General features: G+C 32.3%; 16 protein-coding genes. 13 read left to right on the forward strand and 3 right to left on the reverse strand.

The window, feature by feature from the left end; all coding sequences use genetic code 11:
• Window positions 1-28 precede the first annotated feature (28 nt).
• From FRY74_RS09645 to FRY74_RS09675, 7 genes are read left to right on the forward strand one after another with little or no spacing between them, the layout of a single operon-like run.
• Window positions 29-1,324 carry a PSP1 domain-containing protein gene (locus FRY74_RS09645; protein ID WP_147100929.1) on the forward strand — a complete coding sequence of 432 codons (1,296 nt, stop codon included), beginning with the start codon at window positions 29-31 and terminating at the stop codon, window positions 1,322-1,324.
• Window positions 1,325-1,326: 2 nt separating this feature from the next.
• Window positions 1,327-1,830: a gliding motility lipoprotein GldH gene (locus tag FRY74_RS09650; protein ID WP_147100931.1), complete on the forward strand. Its 504-nt coding sequence runs from the start codon at window positions 1,327-1,329 to the stop codon at window positions 1,828-1,830.
• A complete protein-coding gene (locus FRY74_RS09655) occupies window positions 1,830-4,301 on the forward strand; it encodes a transglycosylase domain-containing protein (protein WP_147100933.1) in 2,472 nt (823 codons plus the stop codon). The genes FRY74_RS09650 and FRY74_RS09655 overlap by 1 nt, the downstream gene beginning before the upstream one ends.
• 10 nt (window positions 4,302-4,311) lie before the next feature.
• Window positions 4,312-5,016: a CoA transferase subunit A gene (locus FRY74_RS09660; RefSeq protein ID WP_147100935.1), complete on the forward strand. Its 705-nt coding sequence runs from the start codon at window positions 4,312-4,314 to the stop codon at window positions 5,014-5,016.
• A 2-nt stretch (window positions 5,017-5,018) separates the two neighbouring features.
• Window positions 5,019-5,678 carry a 3-oxoacid CoA-transferase subunit B gene (locus FRY74_RS09665; protein ID WP_147100937.1) on the forward strand — a complete coding sequence of 220 codons (660 nt, stop codon included), beginning with the start codon at window positions 5,019-5,021 and terminating at the stop codon, window positions 5,676-5,678.
• A 53-nt stretch (window positions 5,679-5,731) separates the two neighbouring features.
• Window positions 5,732-6,265: a dihydrofolate reductase family protein gene (locus FRY74_RS09670; protein ID WP_147100939.1), complete on the forward strand. Its 534-nt coding sequence runs from the start codon at window positions 5,732-5,734 to the stop codon at window positions 6,263-6,265.
• Window positions 6,266-6,267: 2 nt separating this feature from the next.
• The gene (locus FRY74_RS09675; protein WP_147100941.1) at window positions 6,268-7,125 is read left to right on the forward strand and encodes a YitT family protein; all 858 of its coding nucleotides are present in this window, start codon (window positions 6,268-6,270) and stop codon (window positions 7,123-7,125) included.
• A gap of 28 nt (window positions 7,126-7,153) precedes the next feature.
• Here FRY74_RS09675 and FRY74_RS09680 read toward each other — a convergent pair whose 3' ends face one another.
• A complete protein-coding gene (locus FRY74_RS09680) occupies window positions 7,154-8,047 on the reverse strand; it encodes a LysR substrate-binding domain-containing protein (protein WP_147100942.1) in 894 nt (297 codons plus the stop codon).
• Window positions 8,048-8,138: 91 nt separating this feature from the next.
• Between FRY74_RS09680 and FRY74_RS09685 the strand changes: the two genes are divergently transcribed.
• The 6 genes from FRY74_RS09685 (at window position 8,139) to FRY74_RS09710 (ending at window position 18,717) form a co-directional block, all read left to right on the forward strand.
• Entirely contained in the window at window positions 8,139-8,444 is a 306-nt protein-coding gene (locus FRY74_RS09685) for a hypothetical protein (RefSeq protein WP_147100944.1), read from the forward strand.
• Window positions 8,445-8,472: 28 nt separating this feature from the next.
• Window positions 8,473-10,143 (forward strand): proton-conducting transporter transmembrane domain-containing protein, encoded by a 1,671-nt coding sequence (locus FRY74_RS09690; protein WP_147100946.1) that lies wholly within the window; start codon window positions 8,473-8,475, stop codon window positions 10,141-10,143.
• A gap of 30 nt (window positions 10,144-10,173) precedes the next feature.
• Window positions 10,174-12,666 (forward strand): YbcC family protein, encoded by a 2,493-nt coding sequence (locus FRY74_RS09695; RefSeq protein ID WP_147100947.1) that lies wholly within the window; start codon window positions 10,174-10,176, stop codon window positions 12,664-12,666.
• A gap of 17 nt (window positions 12,667-12,683) precedes the next feature.
• Window positions 12,684-13,523, forward strand: coding sequence for a DUF6671 family protein (locus tag FRY74_RS09700; RefSeq protein WP_147100949.1), 840 nt, complete (start codon window positions 12,684-12,686; stop codon window positions 13,521-13,523).
• Window positions 13,524-13,674: 151 nt separating this feature from the next.
• Window positions 13,675-17,505, forward strand: a complete 3,831-nt coding sequence (locus tag FRY74_RS09705) for a DUF7948 domain-containing protein (protein ID WP_147100951.1) — start codon at window positions 13,675-13,677, stop codon at window positions 17,503-17,505.
• A gap of 60 nt (window positions 17,506-17,565) precedes the next feature.
• Window positions 17,566-18,717, forward strand: a complete 1,152-nt coding sequence (locus tag FRY74_RS09710; RefSeq protein WP_147100953.1) for a hypothetical protein — start codon at window positions 17,566-17,568, stop codon at window positions 18,715-18,717.
• Here FRY74_RS09710 and FRY74_RS09715 read toward each other — a convergent pair whose 3' ends face one another.
• Together FRY74_RS09715 and FRY74_RS09720 are read right to left on the reverse strand one after the other, a co-directional pair.
• Window positions 18,718-19,497 (reverse strand): amidohydrolase, encoded by a 780-nt coding sequence (locus FRY74_RS09715; RefSeq protein WP_147100955.1) that lies wholly within the window; start codon window positions 19,495-19,497, stop codon window positions 18,718-18,720.
• Window positions 19,494-22,439, reverse strand: coding sequence for a PD40 domain-containing protein (locus FRY74_RS09720; RefSeq protein WP_147100957.1), 2,946 nt, complete (start codon window positions 22,437-22,439; stop codon window positions 19,494-19,496). Before FRY74_RS09720 ends, FRY74_RS09715 begins: the two co-directional genes overlap by 4 nt.
• Window positions 22,440-22,458 lie beyond the last annotated feature (19 nt).

The following is a 22,458-nucleotide window of genomic DNA, read 5'->3' on the forward strand; positions in this document are numbered from 1 at the left end:
CAGCTTTTAGCTGTTTAAGATATATAATATGGGTTGTAGTAGTTGTGGTTCTGAAGGAGGTTGTGGCTCATCTGACAGAGGTGGATGTAGTAATAGTGGGTCTTGTAGTAGTTACAAATTAAATGTTTATGATTGGCTTAATGATATAGAACTTCCTCACGGACAAAAAATGTTTGATTGTGTTGAGGTACGATTTAAAAATAGTCGAAAAGAGTTTTATAGAAATGTTGATGAATTAAGCCTTAATGTTGGAGATATTGTGGCTGTTGAAGCTATGTCAGGACATGATATAGGAACAATTTCATTAACTGGTGAATTAGTTAAAAAACAAATGCGAAAAAACAAAGTAGCATTTGATTCTGAAGAGATAAAAAAAATATATCGATTAGCAAAAAAAGGTGATATCGACAAGTGGTTTGAAGCACAAAATCTTGAAAAAGAAACCATGTACAAAGCTAGAACTATAGCTATTGAACAAGGTCTTCAAATGAAAATTAGCGATGTAGAATATCAAGGAGATAAAACAAAAGCAATCTTTTATTACACTGCTGAATCGAGAGTTGATTTTAGAGAATTGATAAAACGATTGGCTGATGAATTCAAGGTTAGAATTGAAATGAAACAAATTGGTGTTAGGCAAGAAGCTAGCCGTTTAGGTGGAATTGGTTCTTGTGGTAGAGAGCTTTGTTGTTCTACTTGGCTAACCGATTTTAGATCTGTATCAACATCAGCAGCACGTTATCAACAACTTTCATTAAACCCTCAAAAACTTGCAGGCCAATGTGGAAAATTGAAGTGTTGTTTAAATTATGAGTTAGATAGCTATGTTGATGCATTAAAAGTATTCCCAGACAATAATATTAAGCTTAAAACCGCTAAAGGAAGAGCTTTTTTTAGAAAAATGGACATCTTTAAGGGGTTGATGTGGTACTCTTACGAAAGTGAACCAATTCGATTTATTGAATTAAAAGTTGAACGAGTAAATGAAATTCTTGCGCTTAACAAAGAAGGAAAAGAGCCACAAGATTTAATGGATTTTGTTGAAAAAGTAATAGAAGTTAAACAACCTAACTACGAAAACGTTGTTGGTCAAGACAGTTTAACTCGTTTTGATAAACCAAAAGGATCTGGGAATAAAAATAAACGCAAGAAAAACAACAATAGAAAACCTAATAGTTCTACTAACGGGAACAATAATCCTAATAGTAATAATGGAAACAAGCCTAAAACTCCACAAAACAATAGTGGAAACAAAAATGGGAAAAAACCAAACAGGAAGCCTAACAACAACAATAGAAATAATCCAAAACCTGAAAAAAGTTAAAAATGCCTTTTAAACAACTGCATACTTTTTTAACCGACCAAAAACCTATTGCTTTAATTTCTTTGGTTTGTCTTTTTCTATTTTCATGCGACAGCAACAAAATGTTTGAGCAATACATTGAAGTTGAAAATGGTGTTTGGAAAAAAGAAAATTTAGCAAAATTTACAGTTGATGTTGCGGATACAATTAACGCTCATAACTTATACATTAACGTAAGAAATAAGGGAGACTATCCTTATAGCAATTTATATTTATTTGTAACAATCGAAGGCCCTGATGGAGGTATGAGTACTGATACTGTAAATTGTATTTTAGCAGATAAACGTGGAAAATGGCTTGGAAAAGGAATTGGAGATTTATGGGATTTAAGACTTCCATACATCGGTGGGTTTAAGTTTGCTCAATCAGGAAACTATATATTTACTTATGAGCAGGCAATGCGTGTTGAAAATGGCTTAGAAGGTATTACAGATTTAGGATTGCGAATTGAACGAAAAGATAACTAATGACTAAAAAACAAGATAACAAGCAAAATGTTTTCAAGTGGGTTATTCTTACTTGGGGTATAGTAGTTGTGCTGCCATTCTTTATTTTTTTTACAACTATGTGGGCTGCAAAAACAGGCTCGTTAGGTTTTGATCCTCTTCCATCATTAGAAGAATTAGAAAACCCTAAAAGTAATCTTGCGTCAGAAATATTTACTGCCGATGGCAAGATGATTGGTAAATATTTTAAAGAAAATAGAACTAATGTTAAGTTCGAAGAGTTATCTCCATTTTTAGTAGACGCATTAATTGCTACTGAAGACGAACGTTTTAGAAGTCATTCTGGAATAGATTTTAGAGGTTTAATGAGGGCTGTTGTAAATTTAGGTAGTGCTGGTGGGGCTAGCACAATTACCCAACAATTAGCAAAAATGATGTTTAATGAACCTGCTAAAAGTAAATTACAACGAATTGGGCAAAAATTACAGGAATGGATATTAGCAGTTGAATTAGAGAAACGTTACACTAAAAACGAAATTATTGTAATGTATTACAACAAGTTCGATTTTATTTATAATGCTGTTGGTATTAAATCAGCTAGTAATGTTTACTTCAATAAAAACCCTAAAGATTTAAATATTGAAGAAGCTGCAGTTTTAGTTGGTATGGCTAAAAATCCTTCCTTATATAATCCAAAACGTTTTCCAGAAAATGCAATGAAACGAAGAGAAGTTGTATTTGCTCAAATGAAGAGAAGTGAATTAGTTTCAAAAGAAGAATATGATTCTTTAAGGGTTCTACCTCTCACTTTAGATTATAAAATTGTTGACCACAAGGAAGGAATTGCTCCTTATTTTAGAGAAACCCTTCGTTTAAGACTTCAAGATTTATTAGACTCTAAAGATGAAGATGGAAATTATATTTACTCTAAAAAAGACGGTACGCCTTATAACATTTATAAAGATGGTTTAAAAATTCACACCACAATCAATTCAAGAATGCAAAAATATGCAGAGTGGGCTATTGAAGAATACATTGCTAAAACCCTTCAAAAACAATTTAATAAACATTTATCAAGGGTTAGAACAAAACGCTATCCATATGATGGTAGTCATAAAGGAATATCGGAAAAACAATATGCTAGCATTATGGAATCAGCTATGATTAACACCCCTCGCTACCGAATATTAGCTGGACAAGAATGTGAAAATTGTGGTAGAAGAGGAAAAACAATTAAAAAAGAAGGCGATTTTTATGTTTGTCAAGCTGAAGATTGTGGTAATAAAAGAAAAGTATTCCCTTTAGATTCTATTCCTTCTGTTTTCGATAAAAAAATTAAAATGGAAGTATTTTCTCACCAAGGTGAAATTGACACTTTATTGTCTCCTAATGATTCTTTAAAATATTACAAAACCTTTTTACATGCTGGTTTAATGTCTGTTGACCCTCATACAGGATATATTAAGGCGTGGGTTGGAGGTGTTAACTACCAAAATTTTGCTTACGATCACGTAACTAGTACCAGACAAGTAGGTTCTACATTTAAGCCTTTTGTCTATTCTACAGCAATACAAAATGGATACTCTCCATGTCATGAAGTAACCGACACAAAATATACTTTTCATAAAGGAGAATTTGGGCTTTTAAAAGACTGGACACCCAGCAATTCTGATGGATCTAGTGGTTGTAATGTGTCGTTAAAATATGCTTTAGCAAACTCTATGAATACCATTACTGCTTGGATAATGAAACAATTTGGACCACAAGCAGTTATTGACCAAGCTAGAGCAATGGGAATTACAAGTCACCTTGACCCTGTACCTTCTCTATGTTTAGGGGTAGCAGATATTAGTGTTTATGAAATGGTTGGGGCAAACGCTTCTATGGCTAACAAAGGGGTTTGGATAGAGCCTAGCATGTACACGAGAATTGAAGATAAGCACGGAAATGTTATTGTAGATTTTAAACCAAAAACAAACGAAGCAATGAGCGAAGAAACTGCCTATGTAATGCTCGACTTGATGAAAGGTGTTGTAGATGGAGAATACAATAAATGTACTGGAGACTTAAGAAAATCGAAAGGGAAATCTCCGATGTATACTTCCGGAACAGGAATGAGACTTAGAGGTTCTGTTTCAGAATCAAGACCTTATGTTGGTCATAGATACCCAATTGCTGGTAAAACAGGTACCACTCAAAATAATTCTGATGGTTGGTTTATGGGTATTACTCCTGATTTAGTTACTGGCGTATGGGTTGGAGCTGATGAAAGAGCGATTCGTTTTGCAACTACAGATATGGGGCAGGGAGCCAACACAGCACTTCCTGTATGGGGTTATTACATGCAAAAAGTAAAAGCAGATAAAAAATTAAATTATCCTGATAAGGATTTTGAAAAACCTGAAAAACCATTGGTAATAGAATTGGATTGTGTAAAATACAATTTAGGAAACTCTGTTGGCGGTGGTTATAATGATGATGTACCATATTAAAAAGTAAACTATGGCAATAAACAAAGTAGTGGCAAATGCCAAAGAAGCAACAAAAGACATAAAAGACAACATGACATTAATGTTAGGTGGTTTTGGTTTATGTGGAATACCTGAAAACTGTATTAGTGAATTGGTTAACATGAATGTGAAAGGGTTAACTTGTATTTCAAACAATGCTGGTGTTGATGATTTTGGATTAGGTCTTTTATTGCAAAAAAAGCAAATAAAAAAAATGGTCTCTTCTTATGTTGGAGAGAACGATGAGTTTGAAAGACAAATGTTAAGTGGCGAACTTGAAGTTGATTTAATTCCCCAGGGATCTTTGGCTGAGAGATGTAGAGCTGGAGGCGCAGGAATTCCTGCATTTTATACTCCTGCAGGATACGGAACTGAAGTAGCTGACGGAAAAGAAGTAAGAGTATATAATGGAAAACCTCATATTTTAGAAGAAGCACTAACTGCTGACTTTGCAATTGTAAAAGCATGGAAAGGAGACACAGCAGGAAATTTAATTTACAAAGCTACTGCACGAAACTTTAACCCTATGATGGCGATGGCTGGTAAAATTACCATAGCTGAAGTAGAGGAATTAGTTCCTGAAGGAGAATTAGATCCAAATTTTATTCATACTCCAGGGATATTTGTACAACGAATATTCAAAGGAGAGAATTACGAAAAAAGAATTGAACAACGCACTGTAAGACAAAAAGGATAATTATGGCTTTAGATAAAACAGGAATTGCAAAGAGAATTGCACAAGAATTAAGAGATGGTTGGTATGTAAATTTAGGAATAGGCATTCCTACATTGGTTGCCAACTTTGTAAATAAAGATATTACAGTAGAATTCCAATCAGAAAATGGAATTTTAGGTATGGGGCCTTTTCCATTTGATGGGGAAGAAGATGCAGACATGATTAATGCAGGAAAACAAACTGTTACCCTTCAGCCAGGGGCTTCTATTTTCGACTCAGCAACAAGTTTTGCAATGATTAGAGGGCAGCATGTTCAATTAACTGTATTAGGAGCAATGGAAGTAGCTCAAAATGGAGATATTGCCAATTGGAAAATACCAGGAATGATGGTAAAAGGAATGGGGGGTGCTATGGATTTAGTCGCTTCTGCAAAAAACATTATTGTTGCCATGATGCACACCAATAAAAAAGGAGAAAGCAAACTTTTAAAAGCATGCTCGTTACCTTTAACTGGTGTTGGTTGTGTAACTAAAGTAGTTACAAATTTAGCTGTTTTAGACATTAAAGATGGTGCTTTTCATTTAGTTGAACGTGCGCCTGGAGTAAGCGTAGAAGAAATACAAGCAGCTACAGAAGGAACCCTGATTATTCCTGACCATGTGCCAGAAATGAAGTTGGATTAGATATTATAAATCAATAAACATTTCATTTAATATATTTTAGAATAAAAATGAATATGAAAAATAAAGTGTTTATTGCAACTAGTATAGATGGTTACATTGCTGATAAAAATGGTAAAATAGACTGGTTACACTCTATTCCAAACCCAGAAAATAATGATATGGGTTATGCCGCTTTTATATCTAAAGTTGATGCCCTAGTTATGGGTAGAACTACATTTGAAACAATATGCAATTTCGATATTGAATGGCCTTTTCAAAAACCCGTTTTTGTATTAAGTAATAGTCTCACCAACTTGCCAATAAAGTATTCGGGCAAAGCCGAGCTTTTATTGGGTTCTATAACTGAAATTCTAGAAAAAATTCATAGTAAAGGCTTTTTTAATCTTTACATCGATGGAGGAAAAACAATCCAAAATTTTCTAAAGGAAGATTTAATTGATGAAATGACCATAACTACAATTCCTTATTTGTTAGGAGGAGGAACTCCTTTGTTTACAGAAATGCCTAAAAAATTAGATTTTGAATGTATTCATTCTAAAATCTACTTAGAAAAAATTGTTCAAAATTTTTATATAAGAAAAAGATAGCCGTGAATAATTTTAAACAAATATTATCTGAGAGTTTTCAAATTTGCCTTGGAATATTATTAGCCAGTATAGGCTTAAAAGCATTTTTATTACCCAATGGATTTTTAGATGGTGGAGCAACAGGAATTGCAATCCTTATCAGCCAACTTTATAATTTGAATATTTCCATCGTACTTTTAATTGTGAGCATACCATTCTTATTAATTGCATGGAAAAGTATGACAAAAAAAATTGTTCTAAAATCCTTCTTATCCATAACCACATTAGCAATATTTATTCATTTCGAAAACTTTACTTCTGTAACAGATGACAAATTATTGATTGCAATTTTTGGAGGTTTATTCCTTGGTGCTGGAATAGGACTAACTATTAAAAATGGTGCTGTTTTAGATGGCTCTGAAATACTTGGGATATATATTAATAATCGATTTGGAATAAGCATTGGAAAAGTTATTCTCTTTTTTAATATTATTCTTTTTTCAATTACCGCTTTATTAATTTCTATCGAAGTTTCAATGTATTCAATTTTAACATTTCTTATTACAGCTAAAGTAATAGACTTAATGATTGAAGGTTTTGAAGATTATGTTGGGTTAATGATTGTTTCAGAAAAATCTGATGAAATTGAGTCTGGACTAATTAAAGAAATTGGCGTTGGTATAACTATTTACAAAGGAGCAAAAGGTTACGGACAAAGAGGTATAAAAGATCATAATGAAATTATTCATACTGTTATTAATAGAATAGATATCAACAGAACCTATCGTTTAATTGAGCAAAAAGACGAAAAAGCATTTATTATTGAGTTTGATGTAAACAGCGTTAAAGGAGGTATTTTAAAAAAATACTTAAGTAAATAATCTTTGCCACTCTATTGATATTAATCTGTTAATAATTTAAACACCAACGAAAGTTCGCCTCCTTAATTTTTTGCTTTTCTTCTCTTAAAAAATTGAGGTAAGCCTGACTAACTGGCGAGAGTTTTTTTCCTTTTAACCATATTAAACGCCAATCAGTTTTTATAGGTAACCCTTCTGCTTCTAGAACATACATTTGCTGCTGTTCAAGCTCATTTTGTACACCAATAAGTGGCATAATAGAATATCCTAACCCTGCAATTACTGCTTGCTTAACAGCCTCGTTAGAAGTAAGTTCCATTCGCTTTCTTTGCTTAGTTTTATCTTTTTCAAAATAATTTTCCATAGCCATTCTGGTCGCTGAACCTTCTTCTCTATATATTAATGGTTTATTCTCGTCTTTTATAGGTTCGCTTCCTAATAAATATAACTTGTTTTCAATTAGTATTTCTTCTTCAATATTTAGATTTTCAGGAACTGTTGAAACAAGAGCAAAATCTATTTCATTGTTTTTAAGACTTTGTATTACCATACTTTTATTGGTAACATCAAGCACCAAATCAATCCCTGTATGCTGAGCTAAAAAATCGGATAAAAAGAAAGGAAGAACGTACTTACCAGTAGATGCAGCTGAAATAGAAAGCTTACCTGTCATCATACCCTGAAAAGCTTGTGTTTTATAATTTAGGTTTTCTAATTCTATCACAACTCTTTCAGCAATTTCAGCAATTTCTTTACCAAAATCAGTAACATATAACTGCCTACCTATCACTTCTGTTAAAGGTATATCAAACTGGTCTTGTAAGTTTTTTAACTGAATCGAAACTGCTGGTTGAGTCATAAAAAGCTCTTCCGCCGCTTTTGTAATGCTCTTTTTTTGAACCACTTTAAGAAATATTTGAAGTTGATGAATAGTATAATTCATAAATATATTTTATGTGTTTAATAACAAATATAAATAAAAATATATGAATATGTTTTTTAAACTTTGCAGAATAAATAAAAAATTAATTGAAATGAATAAAACAAAAATAGCAGAACCCTTAGTAGTTGAAAATTTTACATTTGATTTTATTAAAGGGGCTTTTACACCAGAGGATGCTCAAGAAATTATGAGTGATTTACTTACTAAAAAAATAAGTTTTCATGAGTTGAAAAGTTTCAGCAACAACATTCGATTTGGAAGCACAGACGAAAACTCTTTAGAAAGAATAAAGGAGCTAACAGAGTGCAAAAAAGTTATAGAAGATCAAGTTTTGTTGGCAAAAAATATGGGTAAAAGTCTACGTATTAGTTCACAAATTAATATCGATATTATTTAATCTAGAATCAGAAAACAAACTCAAAAAGATGAACGATCAAACTATTGCTTTAATTTCTTTACTTTCTCCAATAGCTTTTATTGCTACAGCTCTTGTTTCAAGGTTTCAGCCTGGGATGAGACCAATTTTAGTTAAAAAAATGAGTATTTCAGCAACTTTAATTAGCATTATTATTTCTGCAATCTGTAGTCTATTAGTTTTCCAACAAAACCTTTTAGAAGTATCATTATTTGAATTTAACAAAATCGGCATAAGCATTAGGCTTGACTCACTAAGTATGCTTATGTTTTCTATGATTGCATTGTTAAGCTTTATTGTTACAAAATATAGTCTTAATTATTTAGATGGAGATTCTCAACAAGGCCGTTTTATAGGAAGGCTTTCAGCAACAATTGCATCTGTTCAGTTACTAGTACTTTCGGGTAATTTAGGATTGGTTTTTATTTCGTGGGTATTAATGAGTCTGTCACTTCATCGCTTACTTATTTTTTATAAAGAAAGACCTGGAGCGATAATCGCTGCACGTAAAAAATTTATAGTTGCACGTATAGGAGATGCTTGTTTATTAGCTGCTGTTGCTCTCTTATATCTTCAATTTGGAACGGGAAATTTAGAAACCATTTTCCAAACTATAAAAAACAACTTGTTGCTAGGTGTTAGCATGCATGGTGTTGAAGCTGCTGCAATACTATTAGCTGCAACAGCATTATTAAAATCAGCTCAATTTCCTACCCATGGTTGGTTAATTGAAGTAATGGAAACCCCAACTCCAGTTTCTGCTTTACTTCATGCAGGGTTACTTAACGCTGGTCCTTTTCTAATTGTAAGGATGGCTTACATTATGGAGGCTAGTTTTTATGCTTCTATAATATTAATTGTTTTAGGAGGATTTACAGCTTTATTTGCATCTATTGTTTTCATGACTCAAACATCTATTAAAACAACTTTGGCATACTCTAGCGTTGCTCATATGGGCTTTAGTTTGTTAATTTGTGGTTTGGGTGTTTATCCTGCTGCAATGCTACACTTAGTGGCTCATTCATTTTACAAAGCTCATGCTTTCTTATCTTCGGGAAGCGTAATTGATAGTATCAGAGCTGCAAAAGTAACTGCAACTAAAAGAGTTGGAAGCATAATTAGAATTGTTCTTGGTATTCTTTTAGCTTTAAGTGTTTATGGTGGGTTTGCACTTTTATGGGGCATTGATTTTGAAAAAGAAATTGCACTTCTGGCAATTGGAGGAATTATAGTTCTCGGATTATCAAGGTTGTTTACTTCTGCAATTGACTCTAATGGTAGCTTAAAACTTATGCTTAGAGCTTCGTTATTGTCAATAATTGTAACAACAGCTTTTTTTACATTAGAGTCAGGGACTCACTATTTGTTATCTTCCCAAATACCAGATTTAATAGTACCAAACTTTATAGAATTTATTCTAATAAGCATTCTTCTTGTTGCATTTACAACCGTAGTTTTAATTCAAATAGCTGCTCCATTAATTTCAGCAAGCCAATTCTCAAGAGCTTTAGCAATCCATTTAAGAAATGGCTTATATGTTAATACAGTTTTTGACAGAACAGTTCGAGCTTTATATTCTCATGATAAAGAAAGAAAGCCTAAAGTAATAGAAAACATTGAAAAGATAACCTCTGAAAATAGCTTAAGAAATGTAAACACATTTGAAAAACAAACTGCTTAATAAATACACCTCAATTTATCACTATAAAAAATGGAAAATATATCTTCACAAAAATTGAATACTGAACAGTTAACAACTGTGTTAAGAGAAGCGAGTAAAAAAATTGCTCCTGTTTGGCCACTTGAAAACTTTGTTGCAGTAAATCCTTATTTAGGCCATACTGATAAAAAATTTGACAATGTAGCGCAAGAATTAGCAGCTGCAGGAGGTATTCAAATGACCTTACCAAGCTCTTTTTACATAGAAAAATTAAAAAATGGTAAAATTAAAGTAGATGATATTGCTGCCGTTTTAAAGAAAAGAAATAATAAAATAAATGCAACCGCATTTATTAATTCATTAGACCACAATAATGAAGCAAATGAAGTAGCTACTACAGTTGCTTCTATAGCTGATGTAGCTACCCAAATAACTGATAAAGATTGGAGTAGATTTATTATTGCAAGAGTTTCAAATTGGGCTGCATCATATTATGACAATGGTCAAGCGTTTTGGGTTACTGCCAACAAAAACGAGAGCCCTTTTAAATCATGGAAAGCTGAAGCTGAAGTAGATCGAACTCCAGAACTAACAGGGTTAAATAATTTTAGAAAAATTGTAAAATCCTTACCAAACAATCCTATTGAAGCAGCACATATTGCATTAGAAAAACTTAACCTGTCTCAAGAAGAACTCCCTTTATACCTTCATAAAATTTTACTTAGAGTTGGAGGTTGGGCAGCTTATGCAGCTCGAATAGATTGGGATAATGAATTATATGGAGGGAAAGATGGACAGCTTATTGAATTTTTAGCAATACTGATTTGTTGGGAATCTTCTCTTTTAGAAAGTTTAAATAATAATAAGCTAACTGAAAAGTGGAATGATGCAAAAGAAATATTATCACTTACAAATATTCAAAAAGAACTCAACAAACAATTAGAACAAAATCTAATTCTTCAAGAAGCTTTTGATATGTCTTCACAACGTAACATTATCAATAAGTTTAAAGGACAACTTCCTTTAAAAAACTCAACTAATGAACAAGCAAAAGCTCAAGCTATTTTTTGTATTGATGTGCGTTCTGAAGTTTACCGTAGAAACTTAGAATTAGTAGACAACACCATTGAAACGCTAGGTTTTGCTGGTTTCTTTGCTTTCCCTTTAAAGTATGTACCAATAGGACATGAAAATGGAGAAGCTCAATGTCCAGTTCTTTTAAAAACAGGACCAACAATAATGGAAAAAATCTCTGATGAAAAAGAACATCAAAAAGTCTTAGATAATCGAATACTTGATAGACACATTGGGCAGGTATGGAAATCATTTAAATCAGGAGCGGTAACTTGCTTTAGTTTTGTTAGTCCAGTTGGCCTTTCATACTTACCAAAACTTTTTACAGATTCATTCGGGCTTACTAGACCTGTTCCTCATCCTGATAAAATAGGAATGTTAGATCGTTTTTCAGCAATGAAAACTATTGATTTAAATTATAATCCATCAAATAACGAAGCAACTGGCATTCCTATAGACCAACAGATAGAAATGGCTAAAAATGCACTAACAGCAATGTCGTTAACAGAAAACTTTGCAAAGTTTGTGCTTATTGTTGGGCATGGTTCAACCATGGTAAACAACCCTCATGCAACTGGTTACGATTGTGGAGCATGTGGAGGTCATACTGGAGAAGCAAATGCAAAAGTAGTTGCTGCTGTTCTTAATAACAAAGCCGTTAGAGAAAGGTTAGAAAAACAAAACTTTTTAATTCCTGAAAACACTATTTTCCTTGCTTGCTTGCACGACACGACTACTGATGAAGTTAGTGTTTTTAATGAATTTGATGTGCCTTCAGAAAGAATAAATGAACTTAAAAATCTTAAAAAATCATTATCGTTAGCTGGTCATTCAGCAAGAACTGAACGTTCAATTAAACTAATAACAGATGGTAAATCAAATATTGATAAATCAATAATTGGAAGAAGTAAAGACTGGGCGCAAACAAGACCTGAATGGGGGCTTGCAGGATGTTCAGCTTTTGTAGTTGCTCCTCGACATAGAACAAAAGATATCAATCTAGAAGGGCAATCATTCTTACATTCTTATGATTGGAAAAAAGACAAAACATTTTCAATTCTTGAACTAATAATGACAGCCCCGATGGTTGTTACAAGCTGGATAAATTTACAATACTATGGATCTACTGTTGACAATAAAACCTTTGGTTCAGGTAATAAAACACTTCACAACGTAACTGCTGGAGTAGGTGTATTAGAAGGTTTTTCTGGTGATTTGAGAGTTGGGTTGCCTCTTCAAGCGATACATGATGGGGAAAAATACCAACATGAACCACTAAAACTAAATGTAATAATAGAAGCTCCATTAGAAGCAATGAATAATATCCTAGAAAAACATAAAATGGTAAGAGATTTATGCGATAATGGATGGATATACCTCTTAGCAATGAATGAGGAAGGAAAAGTATCTCATCGATACAATGGCAATTTAACCTGGGAGAAAATATCCTCGCTTGATGCGGCAGCTTAACTAAAAATTAGATTTAAATGAGTCTTTTTTTAGGTCGGGAATTGGTTATTGCAACCATGCATAAAAAAGAAAATGTTATTGGTCCTTTAGTAGCTTCCAAACTTGGAGTACGACCTTTTGCTCCTGAAAATATTAATACAGATTGTTTAGGTACTTTTACTGGAGAGGTTGAACGCAAAGCTGACCCTTTAACTACAGCGAGGCAAAAGTGTGAAATAGCAATGGAGCTGACTGGTTGCGATTTAGCTATTGCAAGCGAAGGTTCTTTTGGAATGCACCCTTCTTTAATTTTTGTTCCTGGAAATGAGGAATTAGTTATTCTTATAGACAAAAAAAACAATCTTGAAATTATTGGAAAAAAGCTAAGCACTGAAACCAATTTTGATGCACAACTTTGTGAAAGTTGGGAAGACCTAGAAACTTTTGCAAAAAAAGTACACTTTCCTGAGCATGGCTTAATTATAAGAAACACTCAAAATGATATTACCCAAATCCATAAAGGAATTAGTAATTGGGTAGATTTAAAAAAAGCATTTGAACAAATTAAGAAAAACTACAACCATGCCTATGTAGAAACTGACATGAGAGCTTTATATAACCCTACAAGAATGAATGTCATTTCTGAAGCAACCGAAAACATGCTGTATAAAGCGCTAACAACATGTGAAAAATGTAATACTCCAGGGTTTGGTGTTATTGACATTATACAAGGGTTACCATGCGAAAGTTGTAATGAACCAACACAATCTATAATGTTTTTTGTTAATGGTTGTACTAAATGTGGGTTTAGTATAAAGTCACCAAATCCTGATAAAATATCAGAAGATCCAATGTATTGTAACTATTGTAATCCTTAGGCCAGTAAACTTAACTGAAAAAATAAGTCTTTAACTCTTTTAAAAATACTGAAATATATTCTATTTGAAAATTTTGTACCTTAGTAGGTTATAACTTGTTGATTTGAAGTTAATAGCTTGCATATTTTTCCTTTTTTTATGTCAATTTACATTGGCACAAAATACCTATTTATCGTTTACCGAAAATAAAGGACAATGGAACAATAACGTACAGTATAGAGCTAAACTGCCTGCAGGAGATTTATTTTTAGAATCAAATAAATTAACATATCAGTTTTATAGAGAAACTGATTTAGAAAGAATTGATGACCTACACCATGGAACACTAGTGAACCCTTCAAAAGAAGATTCAATAATTAATTTACATGCTTTTAATGTAACATTTGTAAATTCATTAGTTCCAAAATTAACAGCAACCAAACCATTATCAACCTACGAAAACTATTATTTAGGTAACGATAAAAATAAATGGGCTAGTAATGTAAAGAAATATCAAGAAGTAGAGTATCGAGAACTTTATAAAGGAATTAACTTAAAGTTTTACCAAAGCAACAACACGCTTAAATACGACTTTATTATAGCTCCAAATAAAGATGTAACTCAAATAAAACTTAAATATAAAGGAGCTGAAAGTACAACTATCAAGGATGGTCACTTATACATTAAAACATCAGTAAACACCTTAATCGAAAATAAACCTTTTGCTTATCAAAAAATTAATGGAACAAAAAAAGAGGTTCCGTGTAATTATGTATTAAAAAACAACACTCTCTCATTTGAGTTTCCAAAAGGATATGATAAAAACTTCACTTTAATAATTGACCCTGCGCTAATCTTTGCTTCATATTCTGGAGCAGAAGTTGGAAATTGGGGTTTTACATCTACTTATGATGAAACTGGCCATTTGTATGGGGCAGGTGTAGTGTTTGGTGTGGGTTACCCAGTAACAACAGGAGCTTTGCAGTTGTTTTTTAATGGTGGTTCAAGAGATGCTTCTATCTCTAAATTTTCACCAGACGGAACTACACTAATTTACTCCACCTACCTAGGTGGTATTGGAGAAGATAATCCTCATAGTTTAATTGTAGATAATAATGATAATTTAGTTGTTTTTGGTACAACTGCATCTCCTAACTTTCCAGTATATTCAACAGCATATGACGATACCTTAAATGGTACTTATGATATTTTTGTTTCAAAAATTAGTAGTGATGGAACCGCTTTATTAGGCTCATCATTTATTGGCGGTAGTGGTATTGATGGCTTAAACAAAGGGAACCCTTTAAAATACAATTATGCTGATGATTATAGAGGAGAGGTTGTCGTAGATGAAAACAACAATATTTTTGTTGCTAGCACGACCCTTTCAACTGATTTTCCAACAACGGCTGGTGTGATTAAACCTAACTTTATAAGCGGAGACAATGGACAAAATGCTTGTGTTTTTAAATTAAATCCTTCTCTTGATTCGCTCATATGGTCAACTTATTTTGGTGGAAACATGGATGATGCTGCTTATTCTCTTCAGTTTGATAAAATAGGGAATATTCTTTTTACTGGCGGCACAAAAAGTTGGGATTTGCCTACATCTGCTAGCGCTATAAATCCAATTCTTGGTGGTATAATGGATGGTTATATTGTTAAAATGACTTCTGATGCCACCTCGCTAATAGCTTGTACTTACATAGGAACTGAAGAATTAGATCAAACCTATTTTGTTCAGCTGGATACAGCTGATAATATTTATGTTGTTGGTCAAACTGAGGGAGTTTACCCAATAACTCCTGCAACAGTTTATAACGATAGTAATAGCGGCCAGTTTATCCATAAATTAACACCTGATTTATCTTCAACTGTTTTTTCAACTACATTTGGAACAAGTTCAGGGGAAGTTGACATCTCTTTATCTGCATTTTTAGTCAATAATTGTAATTATATTCTAATCTCTGGATGGGGAGGATCTTTAAATGCAACTTATGCTCTAGCAGATTACAGTACTACTAATGGGTTGCCTATCACTCCAAATGCAGTTCAAAATACAACTGATGGTAACGATTATTATTTAGCTATGTTTAGTGAAGATGCTAACCAATTATTAATGGGCACTTTTTTTGGTGGCTCAGACAGTAGAGAGCATGTTGATGGTGGAACTAGTCGTTTTGATAAAAAGGGAATAGTATATCAAGCTGTTTGCGCAGGTTGCTTTGGAAACAACGATTTTCCGACCACTCCAGGTGCTTACTCAAACATAAATGGAACATCCTTACCTGGGATTAGCTCTCAATGTAATTTAGGTGTATTCAAAATAAACTTAACTAAGCTAACTGTTGATGCAGAAGTATATACCACTCCCTATTATTGTGTTGGTGATACAGTGCATTTTCAAAACTTAAGTATTGGTGGGTATAATTATTACTGGGAATTCGATGATGGCAATTCATCTACAGAATTTGAGCCATTCCATGTATTTGACTCCGCCGGAACTTATCATGTTATGCTTACTTCTATAGATTCTATTGCTTGTATATTAACCGATTCCGATTACGTTGATATATATATTTCTCCTCCCCCAACAGCTTCTATTACACCAGTTGTTGGTGTTTGTAAAGGTGATAGTATAGAATTAAATGCTACCGGAGGTGAGTTTTATTATTGGTTATCATCCTATCACATTTCCGACTCATTAATCGAAAATCCTATCGTTTGGCCCGATACATCAACCACTTACACTGTTGTTGTTGGAGACTCTTGCGGTATTGATACTGCTTCTATTTTCATCGAAATTTTAAATCCATCAGGAAGTATAATTCCTGACACCAGTATTTGTAGAGGTGACTCTATAGAAATAGAGGCTTTTTATGGTAAATATTATTTATGGTCTCCTGATTCCACATTAAGTTTAAACGATATTTCCAACCCTATTGCATCACCTTATTATACAACAAATTATAATGTTAGCATCACTGATTTAAATAATTGTGTGAAAGATACATTCATGACCCTTTATGTAGATACTTTATTGCCTCAAGCAGTTGCATCAAACGATACAAGTTTGTGCTTTGGACAAGAAGTAGAGTTATATGTAGATGGAGGGCAAAACTATAACTGGAGTCCTTCAAGCTCACTAAACAACCCATCTTTTTCAAACCCCATAGCAAGCCCAACAAACACAACGTTATATACAGTTTCTTCATCAAACGGATGTGGAATTGCTTATGACTCTGTTTTAGTATCAGTTCACCAAGTTATAGCTTCAATTGTAAGTGATTCAGCAGTATGCATTGGAGAAACTGTTAGCCTTTGGGCTTCTGGAGGAGATTCCTATTTTTGGGAGCCTAGTTTTTTATTTTCAAACCCAACATACGCTTCAGTAAATACAAACCTCTTTTTACCAACATTATTTAGTGTAGAGGTTTTTAAAAATATTAACTCTTCATTAATCTGTTCTCTTTCTTTGTCTGTATTTATGGACACACTTCCTTTACCTTATGTAGAATTAGGAAATGATATTAATACAAGTTGGGGGAACATAGTTACCTTATATCCTGAAACAAATGCTAATAATTATATTTGGTCTCCAAGTCAAGGATTAAGTTGTATTAATTGCTTAAATCCAGAAGTAGATACAGAAGAAGTTAGCACCTATTCTTTAACGGTAACCTCTGATGAAGGGTGTATTAACACAGATACCATTACCATTTCCTTCGATGGCGTCATTTATGTGCCAAACGCATTTACTCCAGATGGTGATGGGGTTAATGATGTTTTTTATGTTTATGGAAAAGATATTGTTGAGTTTGAGCTTTTGATTGTAGACCGTTGGGGGGAAGAATTGTTTTACACAAAAGATATAGATGAAGGTTGGGATGGCTACTACAGAGGAACTTTGTCAAAAGTCGAAACGTATGTCTGGAAAATTAAATATAAAGATATTCAAGGAAATCCAGGAGAACAAATAGGAACTGTTTCATTAATTCGTTAAATATTCTTTTGTTTTTATACTTTTGGAATAATGATTGTACTTAAAATCAAAACTAAAATTATGAGAACTCTTTTTATACTTTTTTTATCCTTATCAACTATTATTGCTTGTAAATCATCTTCTAAACATTTAGCTAAAGGTGATTATGATGCTGCGATGCAAAAATCAGCAAAAAAAATAATGAAAGATGCTGGGAATTTTGAAGAAGTAGATGTGTTTAATGATGCATACAGAATGGCATACATCCAAGATAACGCAGCAGTAACTCGTTTAAAAAAACAAGGAAATCCAGCTAATTGGGCAACCTTATTTACAATTTATACTCGCATGAATAAAAGGCAATTGTTGGCTGAATCTTTACCTGTTGTTGGTATTAATTTCGATAAACAAGACTTTATTTCTGAAATAGAAAATGCCAGACTAAAAGCAGCGGAGTATGCTTATGCGAAAGGAACTGAACTTTTAGCTACAAATGATAAATTAAAAGCAAGAGAAGCTTACGAACGCTTTTTAGAAACAAAAAGATTTGCCGATAACTTTAAAGATGTTGATGCAAAAATTGAGGAATCAAAATATTTAGGAACAACAAATGTATTTTTTACTATTGAAGACAATGCCGATGTTGTTGCTCCAAAACAATTAATTGATGAACTTCAAATTATTGAAGTAAATGATTTAGATCAAGGGTGGTTAAACTATGATAATTATGTTGACACTTCAATAAATTACCACTACTCTATTATCTTATCAATGGAACAAATATTAGTATCCCCTGAAGAAGTAAAAGAAAGTGTAAGCATAGAAACAAAAGAGGTAGAAGATGGGTTTAGTTATATGTTAGATCAAAATGGAAATGTTAAAAAAGACAGCTTAGGAAATGATATTAAACTTCCTAATTACAAAACAATTAGATGTAATGTTACTAGGGTTCATCAACGAAAGTCTGCAAGAATTTCTGGAAACATTAATTATTACGATAACATGAATAATAAATTAATGAAAAAAGAGCCGATTACTTCTGATGCTTTATTTGAACATTTTTACACTATAGCAAGGGGAGATTTAAATGCGTTAAGCCCTAAAACTGCTAGTGAACTTCAGAGTGAACCAGTTCCTTTTCCTCCAAGCGAAGGTTTAATTATTCAGGCTGGCAATGTACTTAAAGGAATGACTAAAGATATTATTATAAACAATAAAACATATTTGAAGTAATTAGATGTAAACTTCAAAATCATCAGCGTCTAAACCTACAGGAAACTTTTCTCGAAAATCTTCTAGTGCTTGTTTATTGAGCTCTATTGTTACAGTTTCGTTTAACTTTGTTTTAATATTGCTAATTGAATTTCCTTTAGGATCAATTACTGCAGAATTACCAGAATAACTGATGTCTTTACCGTCAAACCCTACTCTATTGACTCCAACAACATAAACTTGATTTTCAATCGCTCTTGCTTCTAGCAACTTATACCAAGGCTCTTTTCTTGCCTCTGGCCAATTTGCTACATAAATTAAGCAATCAAATGCAGGTAAAGAATTTCTGCTCCATACTGGAAATCGTAAATCATAGCAAATCAAAGGACATACTTTCCAGCCTTTCCATTCAACAATCAATCGTTCTTCACCAGCAGTAAAATGTTTGTCTTCTTCTGCCATTCTAAACAAATGCCTCTTATCATAAGTAAGAACATTTTCATCAGGTTGTACCCAAAGTAAACGATTAAAATATTTACCTTCTTCCTCAATTATTATACTCCCAGTTATTACAGCATTTTTTTTAACAGCTAATTGTTTCATCCATTTTACTGATTTGCCATCCATTTTTTCAGCCAATTTTACTGACTCCATAGAAAATCCAGTAGTAAACATTTCGGGCAAAACAACAATATCTGTTTGCTCATTAATAGCTTCTATTTTCTTAGCAAACATTGCTAAATTTTCTTCAACATTTTCCCAGTGTAATTCCGATTGTATTATTGTAATTTTTAAATTCATTCTTCTACATAAAATATATCATCAAAAGGAGAATTAATAGGAGCACCTAAATTTTTTGGCCGATCCCAAGTATTTAACTTTTCGTTCCAATCCGATTTAAAAATATCGTATCCTCCCATGCTTCCATGTTCAGTTGAAGAAAAATATAAGGTTTTACCATCTGGTGTTAAAAAAGGAAAATCTTCGTCTCCTAAAGAATTTATCGCCCCCCCTAAATTAGTAGGTGTTGACCATGTATTGTCAGGCAATTTTTTCATTAAAAAGATATCTTTCCCATTCTCCCCATTTTCTCCATAGCTAGCATAATAAATAACTGTTTTATTTTTGTCTAAATACATTGTTGGTTTAAATCCTTCTTTTTTATCTTTTGCGGTTGTCATGTCATCAGGTGCTAATAAAAATTTTGCTTCAACATCTAACGAACCATAAACAGTGTGAATCAACTCTTTTTTAAACTCTTTTTTAGATAATACTTCTATAGGTTTAGGAGTATTAACGATTTCTTTACCAAATAGACTTAAATTAATAAGAGCATCTATATTATTCTTTTCTTTCTCTTTTTCGTTCGCTAATTCTTGATATTTTTTATACGCAATTACAGCCCTTTCAAATCGGTAGGCATTATGGTTAGTTTTACCCAACATAAAAAAAACATCATAAGGTGTTGTTTTATTTTCACCTGCTTTTTCTAAAAATTTTAGCGTTTTTTCATAGTCTTTAGTTGTGTTATATAAACTTTTTCCATAATAATAACTTTGCTTAAAGTTGAGGTCAATTAATGGTGCTACTTTACTAAATTGCTCGGCACACTTTAAGTATTGCTTATTAATAAAAAACTGTTCTGCTGAAGCTAATATTTCTTTCTGTGCAGTTGAGGGCTGATTAAACTGTTCTCTAATTGAGTTTGGCTGTATTTCAACTAAAGCAACTTTCTCTACTTCAAAATCTTTTATAGTTTTATTATAAACAGGTGCATTATCAGCTTCTTCTTTTGTAAAGTAATTATCAATATTTAATATTTCAAAAGTGCCTTCTTTTTTTAGTCTAATGTTTTGTCTTAACGCAAAAGATTCTGTTTGTGTAGGAACTGTAACATAAGCTAAATGTTGATTAAACCCATCAACCATTACTTCAAATTCATATTTTATCCCAGGTATTAGAGCCATTAAAAAATTACCATTGTTTGCGTTTGTGTTATAAATTCCAACTACTTCTTGATTATTGGTGTTATAAACTGCTATTGAAGCACTAAAGTTTGGAATAGAATCATTTGTCATAAAATGTCCTTTTACAATTGTTAATGGAAGTGGAGACTTAGGCATATTTATATGAATTAAATTATATCCTCCTGTTGGACTTCTTCTATTGGAAACAAAATAAGCCTCATTCCCTGATAAACTAGGCATAAACATAAAATCATCATAAGGAGAGTTGATTGGGTATCCCATATTTTTAGGCTTACTCCAAACATCATTTACCGTTTCTCTTGTTGACACAAAAATATCGTAACCTCCAATGCTATTATGTCCTTTTGAAGCAAAATAGAGTGTTTTCCCATCTAGAGTTACATAAGCATAATCTTCATCAAAAGTTGTATTAATATTTTCGCCTAAAGTTTTAGAAATACTCCATTTATCTCCCCCCAACAGCATGTTATAAAATAAATCTTTTCCATTTTTTTCATCTATTCCATAACTAGTTTGAATCATCTCATTTTGTTCTGTTTTAAACATTAAAAATTTTTCTTTCTTTTTCCCATCTAATGGAGAGATAAAAAAGTCTGTTTTATAACTCAACTTTTCTGATGTTAATGATGATGGTAATTCTTTAACTAGCTTACTATAATCAATGGGTGTTTTATTTAAAATTTGCATATCAAACTGCTCCTGAGTTATTAATTTGCCATTAATACAATTTTCAATGAGTCGATCTATATTGTTAACGATAATTTCATTGGGTTTTGCTTTTGCTTTATATTTCGCAAAAGCTTGCTGAGCTTTATCAAAATCTGCCCAAGAATGATAAGTCATTCCTAAATAATAATATACATCATAAGGCGTTGAATTAGATAGCGCTGCTTTTTTTAGGTATTGTAAAGAAAGCAATTTGTTTTGCTCAGTATAATAAACCGAGACTCCTTTTCGGTAATTCACTAATTCATCATCTGGGTCAAGCATAAGTAATTCTGAATAAATTGCAGATGCTGTTTTGTAGTCTTTTTTTAAAAACGCTTTTTCAGCTTGTTCTGGTTTTTTACTTTCTGCTTCGGCTTCATTTTTTAATAATTCATCAATATTACCGAAGTCTGTTTCTGATAATTGCTTTCTTTTCTCATCAAGTAACTCTTCATTTGCTTCATAAAGCTCCACGCGACGATTGTTTTCGTTGGTTTCATCGTAAACTGTTAACAAAAATAAAGTTGGTTCTTTCTCCTCAACAAGCAATGTGTTTAAGCTTAAATTAATTCTAGAAGAATCAACCGACAACAAGATTTTTTGGGTTGAGATTTCATCATAAACATTTGTACTTGAATAATTCGGTATTTCAACTATTTTTTTAATTGGAGCATAACCATAAGTATTAATTACAAACTCATATTTTACATTTGGAACTAATATTATTAGGTAATTACCTGTTTTAGGGTGCGTGTTATAAATTCCTACTAATTGGTCGTTTGAGATATTATAAACAGAAATTTCAGCTTTACGCATATGGCTAAAATCTTTAATTTCAAAATTACCTTTAATTACACATGAGGAAATACCACTTTGATTGGTACGAGCTTTATACATTGCCAATTTATCATCAGCACAATCTCTGTTCGAAATAAAATAATAAGCCTCTTTTTCGACAGAATCAGGCTTAATTACATTAGTTCCTATAGTAAATAATGGGAATATTTGAATAGCTATAACAACAAAACAATGTAGTAAATTCTTCATTTTCAATCTTTAAGAAAAG

It is taken from the genome of Vicingus serpentipes, from assembly GCF_007993035.1.
Classification (GTDB): domain Bacteria; phylum Bacteroidota; class Bacteroidia; order Flavobacteriales_E; family Vicingaceae; genus Vicingus; species Vicingus serpentipes.

Coding starts and splice junctions, on each gene's coding strand:
- FRY74_RS09645 (WP_147100929.1), top strand. CDS start 29: ATGGGTTGTAGTAGTTGTGGTTCTGAAGGAGGTTGTGGCTCATCTGAC.
- FRY74_RS09650 (WP_147100931.1), top strand. CDS start 1,327: ATGCCTTTTAAACAACTGCATACTTTTTTAACCGACCAAAAACCTATT.
- FRY74_RS09655 (WP_147100933.1), top strand. CDS start 1,830: ATGACTAAAAAACAAGATAACAAGCAAAATGTTTTCAAGTGGGTTATT.
- FRY74_RS09660 (WP_147100935.1), top strand. CDS start 4,312: ATGGCAATAAACAAAGTAGTGGCAAATGCCAAAGAAGCAACAAAAGAC.
- FRY74_RS09665 (WP_147100937.1), top strand. CDS start 5,019: ATGGCTTTAGATAAAACAGGAATTGCAAAGAGAATTGCACAAGAATTA.
- FRY74_RS09670 (WP_147100939.1), top strand. CDS start 5,732: ATGAAAAATAAAGTGTTTATTGCAACTAGTATAGATGGTTACATTGCT.
- FRY74_RS09680 (WP_147100942.1), bottom strand. CDS start 8,047: ATGAATTATACTATTCATCAACTTCAAATATTTCTTAAAGTGGTTCAA.
- FRY74_RS09685 (WP_147100944.1), top strand. CDS start 8,139: ATGAATAAAACAAAAATAGCAGAACCCTTAGTAGTTGAAAATTTTACA.
- FRY74_RS09690 (WP_147100946.1), top strand. CDS start 8,473: ATGAACGATCAAACTATTGCTTTAATTTCTTTACTTTCTCCAATAGCT.
- FRY74_RS09695 (WP_147100947.1), top strand. CDS start 10,174: ATGGAAAATATATCTTCACAAAAATTGAATACTGAACAGTTAACAACT.
- FRY74_RS09700 (WP_147100949.1), top strand. CDS start 12,684: ATGAGTCTTTTTTTAGGTCGGGAATTGGTTATTGCAACCATGCATAAA.
- FRY74_RS09710 (WP_147100953.1), top strand. CDS start 17,566: ATGAGAACTCTTTTTATACTTTTTTTATCCTTATCAACTATTATTGCT.
- FRY74_RS09715 (WP_147100955.1), bottom strand. CDS start 19,497: ATGAATTTAAAAATTACAATAATACAATCGGAATTACACTGGGAAAAT.
- FRY74_RS09720 (WP_147100957.1), bottom strand. CDS start 22,439: ATGAAGAATTTACTACATTGTTTTGTTGTTATAGCTATTCAAATATTC.